The organism is Moorena sp. SIO4A1 (assembly GCF_010672065.1).
Lineage (GTDB): Bacteria > Cyanobacteriota > Cyanobacteriia > Cyanobacteriales > Coleofasciculaceae > Moorena.
This window is the reverse complement of record NZ_JAAHHX010000418.1, coordinates 1-1,913: the sequence shown is the minus strand read 5'-3', so window position 1 is coordinate 1,913 and position 1,913 is coordinate 1. Positions and strand designations below refer to the sequence as shown.

The 1,913-nt window shown below is 39.3% G+C and carries 2 protein-coding genes; both read left to right on the top strand.

Annotated features, from left to right (window positions below; all coding sequences use genetic code 11):
• Positions 1 to 1,087 (top strand): non-ribosomal peptide synthetase (locus F6K53_RS38930; RefSeq protein WP_293085225.1); only part of this gene is annotated, 1,087 nt, incomplete at its 5' end.
• Positions 1,088 to 1,097: 10 nt separating this feature from the next.
• The coding region (locus F6K53_RS38925; protein ID WP_293085223.1) for a polyketide synthase at positions 1,098 to 1,913 on the top strand (816 nt) is incomplete at its 3' end.

The following is a 1,913-nucleotide window of genomic DNA, read 5'->3' as shown; positions in this document are numbered from 1 at the left end:
AACTGTACTCACAGGAGGAGACAAACTGCACAAGTACCCATCAGCAGCTTTACCATTCCGTGTATTTAATAACTATGGTCCGACAGAGAATACGGTTGTTACTACTTCTGGGTTAGTAGTTTCAGGTCAAGGAGGCAGTATTTCACCACCTATTGGTAAGCCAATATCCAATACCAAAGTATATATTTTGGATAAAAATTTCCAACCAGTGCCCATAGGAGTAGCGGGAGAACTTCATATCGGAGGAGATAGTTTAGCAACAGGCTACCACAACCGCCCCGAACTCACAGCCTCCAAATTTATTCCCAACCCTTTTGACAAGTCAAAAGCCACAAAGTTATATAAAACAGGAGACTTAGCACGTTATATTCCTGATGGCAATATAGAATTTATTGGGCGGATAGACTACCAAGTTAAAATCAGAGGTTTCCGCATTGAAATTGGAGAAATCGAAGCTTTAGTTTCACAATACCCTGATGTCAAGGAAAATGTGGTTATTGCTCAGTCAGACCCAGCAGGAGGACAACGTTTGGTAGTCTATATAGTTCCTAAGCAGGAATCTACTCAAGACGCTTCCCTAATTCCTCAGATTCGCCAATTTCTCAAGCAAAAGCTACCTGAATACATGATTCCGGCAGCTTTCGTGTTGCTAGATGCTTTCCCTCTAACCCCCAACGGCAAGATTGACCGTCATGCTTTGCCAGTTCCCGATACTGTTCCTTCAGGTATATCAACAACTTATGTGACGCCTCAGACGGAAACAGAGCAACTTCTGGCTAAGATTTGGCAAGAGGTTCTACAGGTAGAAAAAGTGGGAATTTATGATAATTTCTTTGAACTTGGAGGTCATTCATTACTAACAATTAAAGTTCACACAAAGTTACAGGAAATATATGCACAAGATATCTCAATTGTCAAACTGTTTCAACACCCAAATATATCGGAATTTTCTAAATATTTAATTGATTTACAAAGGGGAAAAGTAACTGATTATTTAACTACTGGTCAAGCAAAGGCTCGTAGTGACAGGAAAACTTCGATGAAACAGCAAAGGTTACAAAGACAGCAAAATCGTAGACATAAATAAATAATTTTTGATGAATAAAATGATTACTACAAATAATATTGATGATTCAGCGATCGCTATCATTGGCATTTCTGGTCGTTTTCCCAAGGCGAATAACATTGATACTTTCTGGAAAAATTTACAAGAGGGTGTGGAGTCTATTGAATTTTTCTCTGAACAGGAACTATTGGAGGAAGGGATCGACCCCAGCTTGTTAAAAAAACAGAATTATGTTAAAGCAGGAACTGTAATTTCAGACATCGATCTCTTTGATGCTAATTTCTTTGGCTATAATCCCAGAGAAGCTGAAATCATTGACCCACAACAACGCCTATTTCTAGAGTCTGCTGTTGAAGCACTAGAAGTTGCTGGTTATGACTCACAAACTTATGCGGGTGCTATAGGAGTTTATGCTGGTCTGAGTGAGAACAGTTACGCCCGCAATAATATCTATCCTCATCTAGAAAATTCAGAACCAGGAAACGTTTATCAATTTCTTTTGGGCAATGGTAATGATTTCTTATCAACCCGGGTTTCTTACAAACTAAATTTAACAGGACCAAGTATTACAGTTCAAACTGCTTGCTCCACTTCTTTAGTTGCCGTTCATCTAGCTTGCCAAAGTTTGCTCAGTGGTGAATGTGATATGGCTTTGGCAGGTGGTGTTTCCATTCAAGTTCCCCACAAAAAAGGTTATTTATATCAAGAGGGAATGATTATGTCTCCTGATGGACATTGTCGTACTTTTGATGCTAAAGCCAAGGGAACTTTAGGTGGTAATGGGTTGGGTATTGTGGTCTTGAAAAGATTAGAAGATGCGATCGCAGATGGCGACTACATTTATGCA